Annotated in this window: 17 protein-coding genes and 1 pseudogene; 3 read left to right on the top strand and 15 right to left on the bottom strand. The window is 60.9% G+C overall.

Annotated elements, in window-relative coordinates:
• Window positions 1–187: 187 nt before the first annotated feature.
• The 7 genes from JNB89_RS15440 to JNB89_RS15410 all read right to left on the bottom strand — a co-directional run bounded on the left by JNB89_RS15440 (window position 188) and on the right by JNB89_RS15410 (window position 6,131).
• Entirely contained in the window at window positions 188–1,123 is a 936-nt protein-coding gene (locus tag JNB89_RS15440; protein ID WP_220362789.1) for a toll/interleukin-1 receptor domain-containing protein, read from the bottom strand.
• Window positions 1,124–1,212: 89 nt separating this feature from the next.
• Window positions 1,213–1,875 carry a uracil-DNA glycosylase gene (locus JNB89_RS15435; RefSeq protein ID WP_220362788.1) on the bottom strand — a complete coding sequence of 221 codons (663 nt, stop codon included), beginning with the start codon at window positions 1,873–1,875 and terminating at the stop codon, window positions 1,213–1,215.
• Entirely contained in the window at window positions 1,872–3,011 is a 1,140-nt protein-coding gene (locus JNB89_RS15430) for a nucleoside triphosphate pyrophosphohydrolase family protein (RefSeq protein WP_220362787.1), read from the bottom strand. Before JNB89_RS15430 ends, JNB89_RS15435 begins: the two co-directional genes overlap by 4 nt.
• A gap of 3 nt (window positions 3,012–3,014) precedes the next feature.
• Entirely contained in the window at window positions 3,015–3,641 is a 627-nt protein-coding gene (locus JNB89_RS15425) for a hypothetical protein (protein WP_220362843.1), read from the bottom strand.
• Window positions 3,641–4,108, bottom strand: coding sequence for a TIR domain-containing protein (locus JNB89_RS15420; RefSeq protein WP_220362842.1), 468 nt, complete (start codon window positions 4,106–4,108; stop codon window positions 3,641–3,643). The genes JNB89_RS15425 and JNB89_RS15420 overlap by 1 nt, the downstream gene beginning before the upstream one ends.
• A 197-nt stretch (window positions 4,109–4,305) precedes the next feature.
• Window positions 4,306–4,968: a hypothetical protein gene (locus tag JNB89_RS15415; protein WP_220362786.1), complete on the bottom strand. Its 663-nt coding sequence runs from the start codon at window positions 4,966–4,968 to the stop codon at window positions 4,306–4,308.
• 2 nt (window positions 4,969–4,970) lie between these two features.
• Window positions 4,971–6,131 carry a toll/interleukin-1 receptor domain-containing protein gene (locus JNB89_RS15410; protein ID WP_220362785.1) on the bottom strand — a complete coding sequence of 387 codons (1,161 nt, stop codon included), beginning with the start codon at window positions 6,129–6,131 and terminating at the stop codon, window positions 4,971–4,973.
• Between the two features lie 795 nt (window positions 6,132–6,926).
• On the opposite strand from JNB89_RS15410, the gene JNB89_RS15405 reads away from it, so the two are divergent.
• On the top strand, window positions 6,927–7,760 hold the full coding sequence (locus tag JNB89_RS15405) for a DUF932 domain-containing protein (protein ID WP_220362784.1): 834 nt from the start codon (window positions 6,927–6,929) through the stop codon (window positions 7,758–7,760).
• A gap of 130 nt (window positions 7,761–7,890) precedes the next feature.
• Window positions 7,891–10,134 carry a ParB/RepB/Spo0J family partition protein gene (locus tag JNB89_RS15400; protein ID WP_220362783.1) on the top strand — a complete coding sequence of 748 codons (2,244 nt, stop codon included), beginning with the start codon at window positions 7,891–7,893 and terminating at the stop codon, window positions 10,132–10,134.
• A gap of 48 nt (window positions 10,135–10,182) precedes the next feature.
• Here the strand turns inward: JNB89_RS15400 and JNB89_RS15395 are convergent, their stop codons facing one another.
• From JNB89_RS15395 to JNB89_RS15385, 3 genes are read right to left on the bottom strand one after another with little or no spacing between them, the layout of a single operon-like run.
• Entirely contained in the window at window positions 10,183–10,929 is a 747-nt protein-coding gene (locus JNB89_RS15395) for a hypothetical protein (RefSeq protein ID WP_222858974.1), read from the bottom strand.
• Window positions 10,907–11,614: a P-loop NTPase gene (locus JNB89_RS15390; RefSeq protein WP_220362782.1), complete on the bottom strand. Its 708-nt coding sequence runs from the start codon at window positions 11,612–11,614 to the stop codon at window positions 10,907–10,909. Before JNB89_RS15390 ends, JNB89_RS15395 begins: the two co-directional genes overlap by 23 nt.
• A 10-nt stretch (window positions 11,615–11,624) precedes the next feature.
• Window positions 11,625–12,230, bottom strand: a complete 606-nt coding sequence (locus tag JNB89_RS15385; RefSeq protein WP_223216769.1) for a hypothetical protein — start codon at window positions 12,228–12,230, stop codon at window positions 11,625–11,627.
• Window positions 12,231–13,148: 918 nt separating this feature from the next.
• On the opposite strand from JNB89_RS15385, the pseudogene JNB89_RS31060 reads away from it, so the two are divergent.
• Window positions 13,149–13,343: pseudogene (locus tag JNB89_RS31060) on the top strand (hypothetical protein); the annotation flags it as partial.
• 150 nt (window positions 13,344–13,493) lie between these two features.
• Here JNB89_RS31060 and JNB89_RS15380 read toward each other — a convergent pair.
• The 5 genes from JNB89_RS15380 to JNB89_RS15360 form a co-directional block, all read right to left on the bottom strand.
• On the bottom strand, window positions 13,494–14,201 hold the full coding sequence (locus JNB89_RS15380) for a GntR family transcriptional regulator (protein WP_220362781.1): 708 nt from the start codon (window positions 14,199–14,201) through the stop codon (window positions 13,494–13,496).
• 70 nt (window positions 14,202–14,271) lie between these two features.
• Window positions 14,272–15,303, bottom strand: a complete 1,032-nt coding sequence (locus tag JNB89_RS15375) for a proline racemase family protein (protein WP_220362780.1) — start codon at window positions 15,301–15,303, stop codon at window positions 14,272–14,274.
• A gap of 19 nt (window positions 15,304–15,322) precedes the next feature.
• Window positions 15,323–16,804 (bottom strand): aldehyde dehydrogenase family protein, encoded by a 1,482-nt coding sequence (locus tag JNB89_RS15370; RefSeq protein WP_220362779.1) that lies wholly within the window; start codon window positions 16,802–16,804, stop codon window positions 15,323–15,325.
• A gap of 10 nt (window positions 16,805–16,814) precedes the next feature.
• Entirely contained in the window at window positions 16,815–18,104 is a 1,290-nt protein-coding gene (locus tag JNB89_RS15365; RefSeq protein WP_220362778.1) for an NAD(P)/FAD-dependent oxidoreductase, read from the bottom strand.
• On the bottom strand, window positions 18,101–19,117 hold the full coding sequence (locus JNB89_RS15360; protein ID WP_220362777.1) for a 4-hydroxyproline epimerase: 1,017 nt from the start codon (window positions 19,115–19,117) through the stop codon (window positions 18,101–18,103). Before JNB89_RS15360 ends, JNB89_RS15365 begins: the two co-directional genes overlap by 4 nt.
• Window positions 19,118–19,171: the final 54 nt, after the last annotated feature.

Raw genomic sequence — 19,171 nt, 5'->3', positions numbered from 1 at the left:
TGAACCGGAACCTGAGCGCCCGTTAGGTATTCGCCTTGGCGGACATCCTCCTGAGAAGAGGTCACTCGGCGATCCAGCTTACGCTGCTGTTGCCGCCCACCATGGCCGGCACTGGTGGCCGAACGTCGTCCTGATGTTGAACGCAACAAGCGCAGACGCCGGAGATTCCAAATTACTCGGCGGCATTTTAGACCGATGGGAGGAGGCGCTCCAACGTGTCAATGCCATCCCTGGAGATCAACGTGTTAACAAGTTCTTCCGGTTCGAGCGTGAAGGGTTCGTTTGTATTGTGGAACGAGAAAAAACCTTCCGCGAGAAGAATACCCGCCCGCGCGATCGCTTTTACATAGTCGGCGTCTGGTTCCTTTGGGAAGAACGCGGCACACGCCGCCATTCCCAACGCACACAGTCCCGAGGAGGCCGTACCGCGATGCCATTGCCAAATTCCCTTTGTCGGCCAGAAAGCATCGTCCTCCTCCAATAGCCTTCGCTTCCACTCTATGCGATCCATCATCCACTGCGGCGGCCGCAAAATTCTCCCCAGGCCGTCCTCAACTACGTGAGTACGGCCGCAACCATATAGGCTGGTTGGCGAGTCGCGAAAATAAGCCGTTGCCTTATCCCGCACATTTGCACGACGAAGTTGCTCGGACAGCGACCTGGTTACATCTTCCTGAGACGCACCCGACGCAACGGCCCACATCGTTTGACCTAGCTTGAGACCCCGCGCGTATACCTCAGAGATGTCGAGAGGCACTCGACCGGAAAGTGGCGCAGGTAACCTGGGAAGACATTCGCCATCAAGCAGGACTGGAACTACACGCACCTCTTTTGAAGCCGAAATCTGCGCCAATATTGCGAGCTCGCGGTATACACCCGAGTCGACCGTGGACGCAGCCGCGATGTATTCCTCGTCGCACAGACAAAAGACGACAAGTGGCCGCCTTTGCAAAGCGTTCGATACTACTTCTTCGGGCACTTCGCCAAACGAAATGCTGCGACGATCCCAGAAAACTGAGAATTCAGTTGAAAGGGAGGTCACGATATCCGTTCGCAACTCCTCTTTCCTATCAAGCACTCCGCCCCAAGCATACGAAATAAAGACTGCTTTCTTGTCGTCCATGTCGCTTCTGTCAGAATTTCCAATCAAGCAAACACTTCAAAATTGCTCGGCTCTCACTGCATCACTGCCGACAAATGCCACGTAACGGGTCAAAACAGTGAGTCCGCCCTCGCCGAATGTCCATACAGATCGGCGATCTGCTGCTGAAACTGCGTCTGTCCTCCATAGCTGGGGTGTCTCACGCAGATCACAGGCACAGAACCGGTAATGCGATTCGCCGCGGCTGCGGCGTCGTTGCCGATGGCAACAATCCGGGCCGGCCGTAGCAGGACGATGAGTTGCTGCAGCAGTTCTTCCCCGGCGCGTCGTTCGCGGGCATTATGTTGCCGGTTGGAGAAGGGATCGCCCGCATCATGCGGATGAAGCGGGAAGACATTCCACAGGAAAATGCGGGCATCAATGTGCTCCAGCATGTTCCATATCACCGCGGCAGTCCGTTCCGACACCGCGCTGCCTTTCGTCGGGCGCTCTTCGGAAAGCTCAAGATTCCATCGTCTGGCATGCTGACTGATATGGACGTCGTCAGTCAGCGCCAGCCCTGTACGACGCCCTCCCCGGTATCCCAGGTCCCGCCCGATCCAGATTGCGTCCACTGGCTCCTGCACCGCGCACCGCACCATGGCGGAAAGCGCGGCTGCGCGGCGACGCGGCGCGTCACGCCGGTCATGCACTTCGCAACGATCCGAATAGGGATTGAAACAGTCTTCAAACTGCAGCGAGGCCACTGCCTCAACAAACGGATGGATCTTCATTCCATTGGCTCAAGTGGCAGATAGGCAATGGTACGTTGTTCCCGACTACCAACGATCCAGCCACCTTCGTTTTCTTTCATTTGACGGAATACCGCATAGCCGTCCAGGATCGCCCGCTCCCAAAGCTTGAGCGGGCATTTTTCGACTTCGTAGCCATTCACGAATTCACCGATGGTCTTCAGGATCCCAAGAGAAACCTTCTTCTGGTTCTCGAAGAAATTGAGTTCCTTGGCCTTCGAGAAAATCCAGGCCGTAAGCCCTTCTTCAACAACGATCGCCCGCCCGCCATCCTGCTCTTCATCGTACCTCGAATTGCTCTTTCGCTTATGCTTGATCAACGCGCGCATCACCGGCGACCAGTGCAATATCGCCGCATACGCGAAATGAAAGACGTCGTGAAACCGGTAACCATCGCGGTCCGCGATGTTGTCGGTCAGAGCATCCCCGATGAAAACGTCGTTCCACTGAAGGTAGCTCTTGCCGCTGCCGCGCTGGTTGACCCTGATCCGGAATTCCCTGGGCAACTGCTCTTCGCGTCCGAACGCCCTGTCGAAATCAAGGCTGGCCAGATCGGCCGTCCCGGGCTCCAGAAACGCCCCGCGCGCTTTCCGGATATTGCCACGCGCCACGTCCGAGAAAGCGAGTTTTGCCGCATGCATCGCATCCAGATAGGCCCGGGCAAATGCGACCAGACTGGAGCGATCCGGAGCGACCGATCCGAGCAGGGCTGCGGCCGACTGCCCCAGTCGCACCAACGTCGTGTCAAGCGGAACCGGAACGGCGACCGGCACCGCGATGTAGGCCATCGCGCCTTCCATGACGTCGCTCGCCGCTCCCACGTTCCTGAAGTTGCCGTGATTCGCCGCCTCGGCGAACACTTCTTCAAGCGGGACGTCGAGTCGTCGGCAGATGGCAGCCAGATACCACAGGGTATCGCCGAATTCTTCTTCTGCGGCCTTGCGGAACCCCGGGAAGGCGGATTGCTCACGCACGTGCTTCTTGGCCGTCGTCATGATCCCGCCGACCTCGCCATACAGCCCCTGGAGCACGGGGCTGAAATCGCTCCGGCCAAGAACGTCTGTGGGTGCAATCTGCGCCGCGTAGTCGGACAACAATAGGGTGCCTTCCTTCTTCATCGATCACCTGCGAAGCGTCAACCATTCGAACGGCGCGCCCTGATACCCCGTCGCCCCCAGACTGCGAATCCACTGTTCAAGGCCGGCGACCAGCAATGGATCGTCGAACGTCGTCAGGCCGATCCCCGACTTGCACAGCGGACGACCTTGCTGGTCTTTCAGGTCTTCGGGAAACGCGGGACCCTCGCCGCCAAAATAAACAAAGTCGTCGCTGACCAGCACCCGGTTTACACCCGTGTCCCTACACACGTGTTCCGGATTGAGCGAGCCGTCGGGCAGCGAATGGAATGAATCGCGCTGTTCCCACGGTGCCTGCGGCCCGTCTCTGAAGTAGATGTTGTCGCCACAACTTTGCTTGCGGCTTCCGTGACGAAACGGCTTTTTCGGGCCGAAACGCGGATCTGCGCCATATTCATCGAATGTAAGCGTGTCCGTGACCCGCATCGCGTACACCAGATGCCCGCCACGACGCACGCTTCGATCGTTGCTGCCGCTGCCAACCACCCAATCGCCAACGGACGCGCTGCGCCGGATCGAGGGCTTGCAGGTGGCGAGTGTGCAGTAGCCGTAGAAGGGATTGGGCGCGAAGCCGCTGTCGTAGCGCACCACGTAAGAGTGAACGCGGGCCATCAGCAGGGATGCCGCTTGAGGGGGACCGGATCGCAGGGACCGCCATCCGGCTTTTCCCACGTGTCCTTGCCGTTGATCGCATCGATGATGGCATCGCCATTCCAGCCCACCATCGCATCGGCATACTGCTTCAACGCCTCGGGAAGATCGCATTCCCTCTCGCCATGCTCCCAGACGCCGACGATACGCTTCCCCTGCTTGGCCGCATATTCGATCTCCCAGTTCACCCATTTACTGTCCTTCGTGAGCGGGGAGACGTAGCAGACGAACACGCCAGCCCAGTTGATCGCAGGCGCGAGGATCTGCGTCTTGATGTAGTGCTCGTCGGTCGCATTGTTGAATTTCCCCGTGTGAATCGAGGAATCCCGGACGTCAACGCCTTTTGGCGCCAGCAGATTCTTGAACTTCTGGAGCCCCGCATCGTCCTCATGGACGTGACTGATAAATACGTTTCTTTGTTCTGCCACTTCCCGCCCCCCGTAGACGTATGACAAACGTCGACGATCGTCACCGCTTTGCACGATCGACTGCATTTTGGAAAACTGTTCTCAATCTGATCAAAAACTGGCCGCCGTCGGCCGCTCCCTGAAACACAGACAACTTGATCCGGACCAGCGCGACGACTGTCATCAGCCGCCACTTCCCGCACGGTCGTTGCCATCCATCAGGATTCCTTCTTCCTAGGAGGTGTCCAGAAACGATCCTCCACCGTATCGGGCTGCATGTCAGGCGTGGGATAGCGCTCCTCTTTTACCGATATGTCAAGACACCGATGGAACAGCGCGACATAGTCGTGATCATTCGACAGGTCCGCCGGCAGGTGCCCGATGCGTTCAGCCAGCCGCAGTGCTGCGCCACCCGTTGAGAGCACCGGGATCACGCTGGCGTGCGGCTGATGTTGCCGGAACAGTTCATACTCTTCCACGATCCCGCCCATACCGCCGATAAATACGGCCGCCTTGAACTGGTTCTCGGAAAACATGCGTTCACGCATCAGGAGCAGGCTTTTGTCACGGTCCGCCTCCACGGCGTCGGTGAACGTGACGTTCTGGAATCGCGCGTTCTCTTCGGGAAACTCATCCCTGAAGAAGCTCGACTGATAAAGCCGGACCCACTTCTCGTACTGGACGCCAATATCCTGCGCGACGACCCAGATCATCGGCGTGATGCCGGGGTGACCGCCCCAGACCAGCGCCCGGCGACCGAGAACGACATGCACGAGCGCCGAGACGGCAGCGGCGATCGCCACGCTGTCGGCAGTCGCCGCATAGTCGGGCCCCCTGCGCGGATCTGGGACCCCGGCCGAAAGGAAGATGGCGTCGTTCATGATCAGTCTTCCCACGCAGCAAGTGTCCACCCCGCCTCGGAGACCTTGATCGCGCGAACCGCGCGGATATGCTCGTCAAGCCAGCGCAGGTGCGAAGTCCAGGCATCGCGGATGCCAATGTGGTCATAGACGAGCACGGGGGCTTCGCGCTGCGCCGCACGCTGCGCCTTGTCTGCGACATCATGAAGCGTCTCCGCAGTGGGAATCCCAACGATCGGGTAGGCCCAGATCTTCCTGTCGTCAAGCAGGCGTAGCGCGATGGCGCGGTGCGCGCCGATCGCTTCTATCGAGCCACCGATCTTTTCGACATCCGCGCGCAACTTTCCGGTGATCGACATGTACCGCGAAGCGATGCTGCGACTGCGCAGTCGCTCGATCCGCAATACGATGGAATCAGCCGTTGCATGCGCGATCGGGCCATCAGCCCCTTCGAGATCGCCGACGTCAAGGTACACGGTCTCTGACAGGTCAGTGAGTTTCGTCGGGACGTGCTCAGGCCAGATGACGCGCAGAACCTGAATTTCCTTGGCCCTCGCCCGCCCGATTTCCTGACGGGTCCAGCGGCTGTCGAAATACTCTGGTGTATCGAGCATGACCATGACGTCCGAGTCAACGAGTCGATGCCAGAGCACATCCTGGAACGGATCACCGGGCCGGATGTCGTGCGTGTCGAGAAACACATCGAAGCCCCGCGATGACAGCAGGTCATGCAACTGGAGGGCCGCCGCCCGAGACTCGGTCCGGCGATAGCTGACGAAGACACGTCGCTGGCGACGCAGCAGCCCAACGCATTCTAGTAGCGCCGAGGCAAGCGCAGTCATCTCGGGGTCATCGTCCCGGCGCGTCAGGCCATTCGCCGACTGAAGGAAATCCGGGATCACTGCACCAAACTGCTGACCGGGCGCAACGGTGGGGATAACGGGCGCACTAGCGACGACCAGCGCCCGCGCCGGTTCGACGTCACTCAACGGGGCGCCACCAAAATAGGCTGCTGCAAATGCGGCGCGGACATCACGAGTTTGTGTTGATGCCGCGTCGTGAATGACCACGTCCGCCCCTAGCGTCATGCCAAAATCCTCGATCATGGCTTCGATCGTTGCGCTCAGGCGACGCCGGTTGACAGCAGTTGCGCTGCCTAGGATGGCCAGTTCATACAGGCTCATAAGTTCAGTAACCCCAGCTTTGGTCTCGGCCTCGATCCATGAGGAAATGTTGTTATACCGACGCTGACTCGTCTTTTAACCCAACGGCAGTAGCCCTTACCCAAACCTTTCGATTTGCATTCATCTCGTGCCGCAGTCGAGCAAGTGGCAAAAATGATAGATGATCCGCTGCGAAAAAGGAAAGAAGTGCTTGCTCTGCTACCGATCCATGCATATTGCATAAACTCGACCGATGGTCCTGCGACAGAAGGGCGGCGCGAAGAAAAAAGCGAATTTGTGAAAATGCCTTAACTCAACTTCCGCCCTGACCGACGCGATTCTTAGTTTCGCGCCCCGTCTTGATAAAGCAACACCCAGCATCAGCCAAGGTCGCGAAGAATCGAGCAGATTAGTGACCGTAACTGGCTTACGACACGTCGAGCTGCGCGCCGCTTCGCCACCGCGGAGCATTCAATACTTAGCGCCGAAGTCAAAGCCGCGCGCAACGCATAATCCCCACCCGGTCAACCCGCGGCATGGCATGCACCCGACTCCCTGGTTCCCGCCCTTGACCCGCGACCGTAGCCGATAGCGGGCAGGCATCAAGGGGCGAGGGACCGTGTTGCCCGCACCCCTCCCTCGCCTTTTTTCCTTGACGCCTGCCCGCTATCGGCTCCTCCAGTCGCACGGGCGGGAACCCGGGAGCCTGGCGGCAGTAAAGCCAACCCCGAGTTCCACCGGGAGGTGTCCAGCCACAACGGCAAGTCACATCCCCACGCCCGGTTCAGGTCCTCAACCTTGACTGTGGAGATTGCCATGCAACTCGCTTCCTCTTTCCGTTACGGCTCCCCGATGCTGCGCGCTGACACGCCCCTCTCAGACGACCAGATTCGCCGCGTTGCGCCCTCCATTTTCGCGGACGGCAAGCACGAGAGCCGCTCCGAGCGCTACACCTACATTCCCACCATCGAGGTGCTGCGTGGCCTCCGCAGCGAAGGCTTTCAGCCGTTCATGATCTGCCAGACCCGAGTGCGTGATGAGGGCAAGCGCGAATTCACCAAGCATATGCTCCGGCTACGTCATGCCGATCAGATCACCGGCGAGGAAGCCGATGAAATCGTAATGCTGAACTCGCACGATGGCACGAGCAGTTATCAGATGCTCGCAGGCACATTCCGGTTTGTGTGCCAAAACGGCATGGTAGCCGGCGACAACATCGCCGATATCCGTGTGCCGCACAAAGGCAACGTTGTGCAAAACGTGATTAACGGTGCCTTCGACGTGCTCGACGGCTTCGACCTGATCCGCGAGCAAAAGGACGGCATGCGCGCTGTGACGCTCGACCGCGACGAACAACACGCGTTCGCCCGTTCGGCCCTCGCGCTGCGCTACGACCCGACCGACGCTGAAGCGCCCGCCCCCATTACCGACAGCCAGTTGCTCGCCCCGCGTCGATTCGAGGATCGCCGCGACGACCTTTGGACCGTCTTCAACCGCGTGCAGGAAAACCTCACGAAGGGGGGGCTGCATGGACGCTCGCGCTCGGGTCGCTCCATGTCCACGCGTCCGATCACCGGTATCGACCAGAACGTGAAGCTCAACCGCGCCCTGTGGATGCTCGCCGACGCCATGCGCCAGATGAAGGCGTAGCGACTCCGGGGCGGCGCACCCACGCTGCCCCGCTTCTCGGCCTTTGCGCCGGAACGCCCGTCGGGTCACGTTCTGACGCATTCGCACCGCACTGGCCCGGCACCCTCTTTCCAACTTTCCGGAGTCGATCATGCAAGCCCAAAATGTCAACACCGTCAGCATCCCCAATGGAGCCGCTGAATCAGCAATCGTGCTCGAAACGAATTTCGGCGACGAGCAGCCAGTCGTGACCGTGCCGTATTCGAGCCTGCGGCGCTCACCGCTGAACGTTCGCACCAAGTCTCTCGCTGGCATCGCAGGGCTGGCCGCCAACATCCGCGCGAAAGGGTTGCTGCAAAACCTCGTCGTCCATGAAATCAAAGGCTCGCGCGGAAAACACCGCAAATACGGCGTCTGTGCGGGTCAGCGTCGAGAAGCGGCACTCGACCTGCTGTTCGAGCAAGAGCATATCGCCGCCGACTATCCGGTACCCGTTCGGATCGTTAGCGAAGGCGAAGCGCTCGCGATTTCGCTAATCGAGAACAGTGCGCGAGAGGGACTGGATCCCTTCGACGTGTTGCGTGCGTATCGGATGCTGGCCGAGGAAGGTCGCAGCGTCGATTACATCGCCGCCCTATTTTCCGCCTCGCCCATCACCGTTAGGCGGCGCATAAAGCTCGCCAACGTATCGCCTAAGCTGCTTGCGCTGCTGCGCGAGGACGCAATCACGCTAGACCAACTGTCAGCGCTTGCCCTCGCTGACGACCACGAAACACAGGAACGCCTCTGGTTTGAGGCAAACGAGTGGCAGCGTCAGCCGCACTATTTGCGGCAGGCAATCACGCGTGCCGAGATCGACGCGAGCCGAAGCCGTCTGGTGCGTTTCGTTGGCCTCCCCGCCTACGAGGCAGCAGGTGGCTACGTACGCCGCGATCTGTTCAGCGACGACGAAAACGCGGGCTACATCGCCGACGCCGACCTGCTGCAACGCTTGGTCGCACAGAAGCTTGACGCCGCCGCCGAGGAAGTCCGCGCCGAAGGCTGGGGCTGGATCGAAACGCGTGTCGAGCGCGATGTGCTCGAACTGAACCGCTACGGCAGATTGCAACCGGTTCACCGCCCGTACACCGAGGACGAGCAGCGCCATATCGACGTGCTTACGGCGCAGCGCGATGAACTCGCCGAAACGCTTGACGCACTGTCGGACGACGATGAAAACGCCTACGAAGAAGCGGAACGCCTCGACCTCGAAATCGAGCGAACGAGTGCCGCAATCACGGCGATCGAAAGCCACGCCGTCCTGTGGGATACGTCACAGATGGCGGAGGCTGGCGCATACGTGATCGTCGGCGCACAAGGCGAACTCACCGTTGAACGGGGCCTCGTGCGGCGCGAGAACAGCGCGGCGCTGGACGCGGCAGGTGCGACCGTCACCGGTGTGCCCGCAGCCGACGCCCCCGACAAAGCGGACATGAAGGATCCAAAGGCCAAACCCGTCCACAGTTCGAAGCTCTGCCAGCGACTGACCGCGCACCGCGCCGCCGCTATCCACGCGGAATTGGTCGCACAGCCGACCGTTGCGCTGGCAGCGCTGCTGCGGCATCTGATCCCGCAGGCGCTGCCCGAGCACTATGGCTATACGTCCGCGCCGGACTATCTGACACTGTCCGGAGAAAACAATCACGACCGGCTGCTGCGTGCGGCAGACGACCTGCCCGAGAGTCAAGCATGGAATGCTATCGAAGCGCAGCGCGCACGGTGGGTCGAGGAACTGCCGACGAAACGATCCGACCTGCTCCCTTGGTTGATCCAGCAAGACCCCGGCACGACGTTGCTCGATCTGCTCGCGTTCTGCACCGGGACGCTGCTGGACGGCATCGCGGGCGAGGAAAAGCCGCTTGCAATCAATGCGCTCGCGGATGCGCTGAACCTCGATATGACCAGGTACTGGAAGGCAAACCGCATCACGTATTTCGACCATGTCAGCAAGGCTCGCATCGCCGAGGTCGTGTCCGCCGCCGTGTCACCAAAGGTGGCCGCCGACCTCGCGAAGATGAAAAAGGCCGACGCCGCTGCCGAAGCCGAACTGCGCCTCGCCAACGTCGCATGGCTCCCGGAAATCCTCACCGACCGCGACACCCCGGCCATGCCGTCGTGGGCTGTCCGCGAGGACAACGAGGATGAGGACGAGACCGGTACTGCGGAAGATGGCGGCAATGCAGAGGGCGACGACGATGCCGATGCTGAGTCGGATACTGGCGACGGCGACAAGCACGTTAACAATACACCTCGCGATCCCGAAGCGCCTTCCGCCACCCGCACCGGGCAGCTGCCGTGGCCCTTCCCAACCGCCACTACGCTGAACTCACCGCAAGCTGTCTCGCGCACCGACTAACGTAGACCCTTGCGCCCGCGAGGGCGACACATCAGACGGCAGCGCCCTTTAGGGCCCGCCGTCTGCCTGCCGAACCTGCACTGCACGACAGTCCGCGCCTGCCAAATGACACACAATCCACCAACCTGCGCCCCCGCCGAGAACCAGTAACAGGCAGAGCGCGGCACCGCCAACCACCAATAACCGATGCATCAAGCGCACGAAACCCTCTTCCATGCGAGTCGCCATCGCCTCCACCCGCGCCTCCGACGCCTCGACCGCCCGTTCGAATGTGGTAATGGTGCCGTCCAATCGCTCACGTTGCTCGCGTGCCGAAGCCGCCGCCGCACCGATCAGCCGGTTACCTGCCACGCGCGAAACCCGAGTCGACATGCGTTCGATCAAGGCCGTCATCGCCGTCTCATTCACGCTCGCCAGCGCCGCCCGATACCGCGCCTCGTGTTCCTGTATCAGGTTTTCCGCCAATTGGATCGTCGCCTTGCATCGCTCAAGCGCATCCTGGTGTTGCTGCATTAATGCATCAGTCGCACCGCCGACTTCCCGGCGTGCGGCTTCGAGGCTTCCCTCGCTTGCCCATCGGATACGTTCGGGCATAGCCTCGTATAGCCGTGCGTAGTATTCGAGCACGGCAATCATCGCCCATAGCGCATCGTTGTCACGTAGATTCAGAGCGCCGGATACCCGGCGCATACGAGCCAGGCTGGCCTCGTCCGGAACATCGCCCGACACCTCACGAAATAGGCCGATGAGCGGGTCGACGGGCCTTGACCGCCTATTGCTCACGGTCTGTCCCATCGGTGCTGATCACCGTGGAGAACATGGCGTCGCACAACTCACGCCAGCGAAACAGCTCCGCGCGCTGCCCGATTTGCATTGTCTCAGCCGCCTTTCGGATCGAGATACGTTGGCTACGCAACTCGTCGGCAACCCGGTCCGCAAGATCAGGGAAATCCAGCGATCGGCCCTTCGTCTCGATCGATTTGCGAAGCTGCGATTCTTGATACAGCGCGAACTTGTCGGGCGTGCCGAAGTAGCCGTTGCGAACGACGTGGGTTACTGTATCGGGGAACGTCTGCGCGAAGATGTGCAGCAACTCCAGACTGTCACGCTGCCTGTTGATCACCCACAGCACGACGAGTTTCCGCTCCAGTTCACCGAGCGTCCGGGCCAGTGTCCCGCCATATCGGGCCACTCCCGTCTGATTGCGCGCTGCCGTGTTCACGATCACGGCAGCACCCCTGTGCATATCGCAAAAGTTAACGAAGCCGATCCAGCCATCCGCATCGTCGAGGTCATACGCTGCGCATTTCATCTCATCCCGGAGCGCTTTCATGACATCAGGATTCGACGTATCCGTTTCGACCAGAACGGCGTGGGCATCCCGCCGCTGCAGGTGATCTGCGAGAGAAAGCGTCACCATGCTTTTGCCGACACCGCCTTTGCTTCCGCCGACTAGAAATATGGGTTGGGTCGTATCCATGCGCGACTTCCTAAAGGTTTTCGATATCAGGTCTGATCTCAAACGAGAACGCGTCCTGTATCTGCATCGATCCCGGCTGATTTACGCCCCTTTCCCTTTGTTGTCGTGTATCGTCGCGCGCATTGCCTGCGCGCTTTTCCGCTTTCTTTCGACCCGACGGCGATTGTCCTCTACCGCTGCCTCGCGTATCGGTTACCGCGGAGTTTGCATCGGCAGGCGCTGGACGATACAACGCATATTTGATCGCACCGATGCTGACATCGATCCCTTTCCGCTCGGCCTCCTGCACGATCTCTTCGAGCGTATAGCCCTTCGCTTGCGTCGCTGCGATCTGCACGCGCTTCTCTTTCATTGCGTCGCTGACCGTGACGCGTTGCTCGTTCCGGGGTTTCTCGGGCAATGCTTCCAGCGTACGGAAAAAGTCGTCCCACTGCGCCCGCGTATAGCTCTTTGCACCCGGCACGATTCGCTCCCATACGTCACCTTCGAGATCATCATGCGAATCAATAAAAGGCGCGTCAATACCCCATCCGGCGCGCCGACTGCACTTTCGGAAGCGTTTGGAATACGTCGGAAATTGACGGAACGGAAAAAATTTTTGTCGGGTTTTCTGCAAGCGAACAACTTCGAAGATCGAGGAGCGCAGACTGGACAGGTGGCTCCGCAAACTGCCGCACGGTTATCGGCAAACTACCGGCACTACAAACCGCGAACTACGGTCGCCAAACCTACAACCGCGATGAATGAAGCCGACAAACGCCAGCGTTCGCGCTCGCCGATTGCATGTCGCACCGATACGGACTGACCAACCGGACATCGCAAACCGAGGTGCCGGAGTGAGCCGAAATCTGACTGCGACCAGCCAAACTGTGACTGCCGATCGAAGCGACGCGAGGGAATTCCCTTCTCAGATTCGTGGCCCGGAACTCACGAACCGTAGCGCCCAAGGAAACGAACTCGCAGTGCCGACCTCACGCACTTAACTCGACCAGCCAATCTGCACGGACCGGCGACGCGAGCAGACTTTCTGTCGGTGGCTAACGGAATGGCATGAACGACCTCGCAGACTCGACGCGCCGACCTCACGGAAAGCATCGAACGAAGCAACGGAAAAACGATATTGCAAAAGTGATGGCAGGATAGGCTTGCGCCGGTTTTGGGCGCCCAAGGGGCCAACGTTTGAATCACCAAAAGGTCGTCCGCGCCGCCTCCACATCTTGGAGGCTCCGACCTCATGTGCGAGGGCCTTGGCCGGTGACAACTTTGCTTCGCTTTTCGATCAGAGAAGTTCCGATAAGGCGCCGGCCCCAGCAATCACGTCGGGCAATGGGCGCTCGACGAGCGCACTTTCAACTTATCCGGCAGCCCCGGTCAAGAGTACTCTCATGACCGCGGCTTCTTCGGGATAGCACCGCGCAGGCACGACCCGTTGGTCGACCGTCTCAGACCGCGCGTGCCCACTATCGTCGCTAGCCGTCACCGTCATCCTGGCGCGGTCTCCGAACCGCATGAATTTCGCGCATGGGCTGCCTTCGTCGATCTTTACGACGCGCGTAACGCAGGCCGCATCGACGTGGAAGCAGGCGTCGGCGAATGGCGTTCTGGTTGTACGACGCTGGCGCAGGCGCTAGCGACCCATCATGGCGGACTGCGCAGCTGTCAGCGCCTGAAAAGGAGGATGCCGATGTGTGTGCTGCGCTATGAAGCAAGGAGATGTGCGCGAACCTGAGCCGCCTGGTCACCGTCGCGCTGGCCATGGCTGGACGGCTTGAGTGGTCGGCGCTTCGCGATCTGCCTGAAGCGATTGCGGACAGCAATGATGATCTTGGTCTGGTTGCAACGGGCGTGGTCGCGTGGCCGGTACCGATGCTGATACCAATCACAGAACCGCCATCGATTCCGTCATGTTCTGACGCATGTAATCGAGGAAACGCTTCTGGAACAGCATGGTGTGTTCGTGCGCAAGCTTTTCGGCGGCGTCGGCATCCTTGCGCGCAATCGCATCGATCAGATCGGCGTGGTCGCGTCCCAGCTTGGACGCGGTCGGCGACGTGACCGTGAAGTCGAAGTGCAGATGCAACAGACGCTGCCCTTCGCCGAGAAGCCGCTCATAATAGCCCACGAAATAGGGATTATTTGCGGCATGCGCGATGGCCATATGCAGCGCCTTGTTGGTCTCGGACATCGCCTGAAAGTCGCCGCTTTCGACGGCCTGCATGTAGACGTCGTCCGCTTTGCGGATGCGCGCAAGCTCCGCCTCGCTGCGGTGCAATGCGGCGAGCCGCGTCACTGCCCGCTGGATGAGATCGAGCGCGGAAATATACTTCGGGAATTCTTCGATTTCAAACGGCGTGACGAGCGTTGTGCGGTTCGGAAGAATTGTCACAAGACCTTCGCTGATGAGCCGCGCCAGCGCGTCGCGCACGGGCGATCTGGACAAACCGAATTGGGCGGCGAGCGATACTTCGTCGAGCGGCGCGCCTGGTTTCAGCTGCAGCGTGAGAATCTGCTTGCGCAACTCCTCATAGATGTAACGCCCCCCATGCCGGCGTCCGGTCCCCACAGTTTCGCCTGTACTCTTGCTCATCGTTTCACCGCCGTCGTCGTAGGCCCGAAAGGACGGGCGCGCATTCAAGTTTATCATCGCGCGCTCTGCCTCAGGCCTTCGGGAAACCAGAGCCCCATGTATCGCTCAGCATGAAGCCGGCCGCGAGCGGATCGTCGGGATCGACGCCGATCTGCTGGATGCCGTACAGCCATGCCCTTCCCTGCACGCGCGGCAGCACTGCCGGACGGCCGCCCACCTCTGTCCAGCCAAGCAATTCGATGTTGAACTCGCCGCCAATCGTCGAGCGCGACTTGAGCCGGCTGCCGACATCGACAAGACCGCGTGCAGCGAGCGCGGCCAGATTCGCCGAACTTCCCGTTCCGCACGGCGACCTGTCGACCCGGCCAGGCGGCAGCGTCGTGCAGGTCTGATAAAGCGCGTCGCCGATGCGCTTGCGGAACATCACATAGGCGACTTCATCGATCTGCGGATAGAGGGGATGCTGGACCTGAATCTGCCGGTTGATCACATCTTTGAGCGACACGCCGAGCTCGGCGAGCTGGCGCGCATTTTCCGGGGCAATCTCGAGGCCCACCTGATCCACGTCGACGAGCGCGTAGTAGACACCGCCAAACGCGATATCGGCCTCGATGGTGCCGAACTGCGACGTCTCGAACCCGAAGTCCAACCGTTCGACAAACGAAGGCACCATGTCCAGCGAGACCCCAGTGCAGCGACCGTCCCCGCAGCTCGCGCGCGCGGTCACGAGCCCCGCCGGCGTGTCGAGAATCACGACGGTTTCGGGTTCCCGCATTTCGACCATGCCGAGCTCGAGCAATGCGGTCACCACGCAGATCGCGTTGCTGCCCGACATGGGATGCGCCTTGTCCGCCTGCAATACGATGAAGCCGGCGTGCGCTTCCGGGCGAGTGGGCGGCAGCAGCAGATTGACCGACATCTGCAGACAGCCTCGCGGCTCGAGTACGACGAGCCTGCGCAAACTGTCGTCGACCTCGTTGATGTAGTTCATCTTGTCCAGCATGGTGTCGCCGGGAATACCGACTACGCCTGCCGTGATGACTTTGCCGATCTCGCCCTCGCAATGCACGTCGACAAGTTGCAGTGTCTTTTTCCAGCGCATGATTGACCGCCTTACCTGATTACCGGATGTACCAGCCCCACGGCTTGTCGCTGCTGTAGCGCGTGATCTGCTTCGTTTCCAGATAGTTATTGAGGCCCCACTCCCCGAGCTCGCGCCCTATGCCGCTTTGCTTATAGCCGCCCCACGGCGCTTCGGTGAAGGTGGGCTGCGAACAGTTGACCCACACAATACCTGCACGCAACGCGCGGGCTACGCGCTCGCAGCGCTCGTCGTCCCGCGACATGACCGCTGCTGCCAGGCCGAAGCGCGAGTCGTTCGCGGACCGCACCGCTTCTGCTTCGTCCGCGAACGCTCGAATGCACACCACAGGTCCGAAGATTTCTTCCTGCCAGATCGAGCTGAGTTCCGGCACATCCGCGAAAACGACGGGCTCCATGAAATAACCGGTGTCCAGATGAGCCGGACGACTGCCGCCGGTCACGAGCCGCGCGCCTTCCTGCTTGCCCCGCTCGACGGCCGCCAGCACTTTCTCGTACTGCCCCTTGCTGACGAGCGGCCCGAGCAGCACACCGTCCTCAAGGCCGTTGCCAATCTTGATTTTGCGCGTTTGCTCCGCAAGCCGCTCGACCAGCCGCGCGTAGATTTCCCGCTGCACCAGCACGCGCGACGTGGCCGAGCAGACCTCCCCCTGGTTCCAGAAGATGCCGAACATGATCCATTCGACAGCCGCGTCGATGTCGCTATCCGCGAACACAATGAACGGCGACTTGCCGCCCAGTTCGAGGCTCACATTCTTGATGTCGCGCGCGGCGGCCTGCATGATGCGGCTGCCGGTCGGCACGCTGCCGGTGAAAGCGAGTTTATCGATGGCGGGATGCTCGCTCAACGGCGCGCCTGCCTCGTGGCCGAGCCCCGTGACGATGTTCAGCACGCCCGGCGGCAGGTCGGCGGCAGCCGCGATATGAGCGAGTTCGAGCGCCGTCAGCGGAGTAAGCTCCGACGGTTTGAGCACCATCGTGCAGCCGGCCGCGAGCGCAGGCGCAACCTTCCACGCGGCCATGAGCAGCGGGAAGTTCCAGGGAATGATCGCACCGGCCACACCGACGGGCTCCTTGCGCGCCACCGAACTGAAGCGATCGTCGGAAAGCGCGACGGGCTTTTCAGCGTCCCTGTCCAATCGTTCTGCAAGACCCGCGTAGAACTCGAAGCAACCGGCTGCATCGCCCAGATCCCAGAGCGCTTCGGGAAGCGGCTTGCCGTTGTCGCGCACTTCGATTTCCGCGAGTTCCTGCAAGCGGTCGCGAATGCCTTTGCCGATTCTGCGTAAAATCGCGGCGCGCTCTGCGCCGCTCATGCGCGGCCATGGTCCTTCGTCGAATGCCTTGCGCGCGGCTTTGACCGCTCGGTCGATGTCTTCGGACGTTGCAGCGGCCACTCGCGCGATCACCGTCTCGTTGCTCGGGTCGACGGTTTCGAAAGTGCCGCGCTTGACTGGGGCCGCCCATTGGCCATCGATAAACAGGTGCTCGTATGATTTCATCGAATGTCTCTCAGGAGAAGCGATAGGCGCTGAATGGTGCGAGGTCCTGCTTCGTCGTCCGCCCGGCGGCCAGATCGGCAATCAGGCGCCCGGTCGTGGCGCCGAGTGTCAGACCCAACTGCCCGTGACCGAACGCCATGAATACGTTCGGCAAGCGGCGCGAACGGTCGATGATCGGCTTCGTATCAGGAAGAAACGGACGATAGCCGACACCGTACTCGACATCGGCCGTCTGCAATTGCGGGAGCACCCGCCTTGCTTTTTCCAGGATGATGTCCGCACGGCCGAAATTCGGCCTGGCATTAGGCGCTGCGAATTCGATCGTGCCGCCGATCTGCAGGCCGCGCGTCATCGGGCTGAAGCAGAAACCGCCATCGGCGTAAATCGTGGAGTGCCGCATCTCCACGCCGGGATGGCGAAGCACAGCCTGGTATCCCGCAATGCCCGCCAGCGGAACGCTCACGCCCAGCGCCGGGAAGAAGCGCCGCGAACCCGTGCCGGCCGCCACCACCACACACGCCGCCGCCGCGCGCTCGCCGTTTGCCAACGCGACACCCGTCGCGCGTCCATTCTCTTCGTCGATCCGCGCAACCTCGCTGCGAACGCGGCGGCCGCCGCGCGCCATGAAACTTTGCGTCAGGGCCGCAATGAATCCCTCTGTGTCGCTTACTGCTCGCCAGTCGGGAAACAACAGGCCGTGCGCGAATCGCCCCCCAAGGGCGGGCTCCAGATCGCCGATTTCCTTCGCGTTCAGGCGCTGCGATGTGAAACCCAGCGACGCACGCAGATCCAGATGCGGTTGCTCGTGCGCAATGCCGACGGGATTGTCGAATACCTCGATAATCGGCCGCTCACCCATCAAGGTCTTGTCCTCACATGCGTCGAGCAGGGGCGCGTAGTCGCCGTAGACGTCATGTGTCAGGGTCGCCATGGCCTGCGCGATGTCAACGATCTTTGAATGACGCGCGCACATGAGAAAGCGGAAAAACCACGGCAAAATGCCTGGCAGCGCGCTCGGCCGCAGAGCGAGCGGCCCTTTCTGATCCATCAGCCAGCCCGGCACTTTCATCAGGATGCCGGGCTTCGACAGCGGGATGATCTCGCTCACCGCGATCTGCCCACAACTCCATTTTGCCGTGCTGTTGCCAGGCGCTTCCGGATCGACCAGCGTGACCGCATAGCCTTCGCGCTGCAGATAGAGCGCGCAGCACACGCCGACAATACCGCCGCCGATCACGACCGCGGTTTCGTGCAGCGCCCGGCGATTTGCCAGTAAAAACTCATTCGGTGCTGCGTTCACGCGGGATACTCCTCGATAGTGAAGCCATGCGCATAGGGCTGCGAATCATCGACGTAGTGCTCCGCGCGCCCGGTAATCCATGCGCGCCCTTCTATGCTCGGCAGCACGGCGTCCAGCCCGCTTTTCAACTGCGTTGTCGATTCGACCCGGCCGACAAAACTGCTGCCGATCAGGCTCTGATGAGTAAAGGTATCGCCTTCGTGCAAAAGGCCCCGTGCATGACGCTGCGCCACGCGCGCCGACGTGCCCGTCCCGCAAGGCGAACGGTCGATCAGGTTTGCGCCTGCAATCACCACTGCGCGCGCGTCGGCTTGGCTCGACAAAGCGGCGCCCGTCCACATGCAGTGCCTGACGCCGCGAATGCCCGGATGGTCGGGGTGGACGACGTCGAATGTCTGGTTCACCGCTGCCTGTATCTCGCGTCCCCACTCGAGGAGTTGCTGCGGCGTGAAATGCTCGCAGCCGGGAAAGTTGGACTGCGCTTCAACGATCGGATAGAAATTGCCGCCATATGCAATGTCCACGGTGAGCTTGCCGAGGGTTGGATGCACGACCTCGGCATCGCGATACAGCAGAAAGCTCGGCACGTTGGTGAAACGGACAGCCCTGACGAGATTGCCGTCCATTTCATATTTCGCCGTGAGTTGACCGGCCGGGACATCGACAATGACTGTGCCCGGCGTCTTCGGACGAACGAGTCCTGCTTCAATTGCAAACGAAACGGACCCGATGGACGCGTGGCCGCACATCGGCAGGCACCCTGAAGTCTCGATGAAAATCAGACTCATGTCGGCGTTCGCGGACAGCGGCGGATACAGAATGGTCCCCGACATATGCGCGTGGCCGCGCGGCTCGAGCGTCAGCGAACGGCGAATCCAGTCGTGGTTTGCAATGAAGTCGTCGCGGCGCTCGCTCATCGACTTGCCGGCAAGCGGCGGCGCACCGTCGATCACCATGCGCACCGGCATGCCTTCGGTATGGCCCTCGATGCAGCTAAAGCTATGTCTCGTCATTGTCGATATCCTGGTGAGGCGCGCAGGTGACGTTCCTACCGGCGCGCGTGCCTG

The sequence above is a fragment of the Paraburkholderia phenoliruptrix genome (genome assembly GCF_019511605.1).
GTDB lineage: Bacteria > Pseudomonadota > Gammaproteobacteria > Burkholderiales > Burkholderiaceae > Paraburkholderia > Paraburkholderia phenoliruptrix_A.
Note: the sequence above shows the minus strand (reverse complement) of the source record. Positions and strands in the feature narration are given on the sequence as shown.

Excerpts from the sequence above, each read along its gene's own strand:
- JNB89_RS15440 (WP_220362789.1), bottom strand. The coding sequence starts at position 1,123 with ATGGACGACAAGAAAGCAGTCTTTATTTCGTATGCTTGGGGCGGAGTG.
- JNB89_RS15435 (WP_220362788.1), bottom strand. The coding sequence starts at position 1,875 with ATGAAGATCCATCCGTTTGTTGAGGCAGTGGCCTCGCTGCAGTTTGAA.
- JNB89_RS15430 (WP_220362787.1), bottom strand. The coding sequence starts at position 3,011 with ATGAAGAAGGAAGGCACCCTATTGTTGTCCGACTACGCGGCGCAGATT.
- JNB89_RS15425 (WP_220362843.1), bottom strand. The coding sequence starts at position 3,641 with ATGGCCCGCGTTCACTCTTACGTGGTGCGCTACGACAGCGGCTTCGCG.
- JNB89_RS15415 (WP_220362786.1), bottom strand. The coding sequence starts at position 4,968 with ATGAACGACGCCATCTTCCTTTCGGCCGGGGTCCCAGATCCGCGCAGG.
- JNB89_RS15410 (WP_220362785.1), bottom strand. The coding sequence starts at position 6,131 with ATGAGCCTGTATGAACTGGCCATCCTAGGCAGCGCAACTGCTGTCAAC.
- JNB89_RS15405 (WP_220362784.1), top strand. The coding sequence starts at position 6,927 with ATGCAACTCGCTTCCTCTTTCCGTTACGGCTCCCCGATGCTGCGCGCT.
- JNB89_RS15400 (WP_220362783.1), top strand. The coding sequence starts at position 7,891 with ATGCAAGCCCAAAATGTCAACACCGTCAGCATCCCCAATGGAGCCGCT.
- JNB89_RS15395 (WP_222858974.1), bottom strand. The coding sequence starts at position 10,929 with ATGGGACAGACCGTGAGCAATAGGCGGTCAAGGCCCGTCGACCCGCTC.
- JNB89_RS15390 (WP_220362782.1), bottom strand. The coding sequence starts at position 11,614 with ATGGATACGACCCAACCCATATTTCTAGTCGGCGGAAGCAAAGGCGGT.
- JNB89_RS15380 (WP_220362781.1), bottom strand. The coding sequence starts at position 14,201 with ATGAGCAAGAGTACAGGCGAAACTGTGGGGACCGGACGCCGGCATGGG.
- JNB89_RS15375 (WP_220362780.1), bottom strand. The coding sequence starts at position 15,303 with ATGCGCTGGAAAAAGACACTGCAACTTGTCGACGTGCATTGCGAGGGC.
- JNB89_RS15370 (WP_220362779.1), bottom strand. The coding sequence starts at position 16,804 with ATGAAATCATACGAGCACCTGTTTATCGATGGCCAATGGGCGGCCCCA.
- JNB89_RS15360 (WP_220362777.1), bottom strand. The coding sequence starts at position 19,117 with ATGACGAGACATAGCTTTAGCTGCATCGAGGGCCATACCGAAGGCATG.